The 402-nt window shown below is 74.6% G+C and carries 1 pseudogene; it reads right to left on the bottom strand.

Annotation, left to right across the window (positions count from 1 at the left end):
• A pseudogene (locus G3I71_RS49250) lies at positions 1-402 on the bottom strand (hypothetical protein); the annotation flags it as partial.

Raw genomic sequence — 402 nt, 5'->3', positions numbered from 1 at the left:
GGCGCCCACGAGGTCGATCTCCTCGACGCCCGACGGCTCGAGCTGGGGGCGCACCTGCCCGGACCCCAGCTGCTCGGCGGACGCCGCGAGGTACACGAGCGGCGCGGCGAGCCGGTTGGCCTGCCAGATCGCCATCGCGATGCCCGCGGCGAACGCGACCACCGCCGCGACCACGACCAGGGCGATGACCTGCACCGACGGCCAGAAGACGTCCCACCCGGACACGTACAGCAGGACGGTCGCGCCCGTGTCGGACGTGTCCTGGACCGTGAGCCGCCGCCCGTCGACCGCCGGACCGGCCCGGTACGTCTCGCCGTCGGCCGTGCGCACGACGACGGTCGCGGCGATGTCGCCCCCGCCGCCGGTGTACGGCTCGAGCATGCGGTTGGACAGCGCGATCTC

The organism is Streptomyces sp. SID12501 (assembly GCF_010550245.1).
Taxonomy (GTDB): domain Bacteria; phylum Actinomycetota; class Actinomycetes; order Streptomycetales; family Streptomycetaceae; genus Streptomyces.
This window is presented reverse-complemented; position numbering and strand designations above follow the sequence as displayed.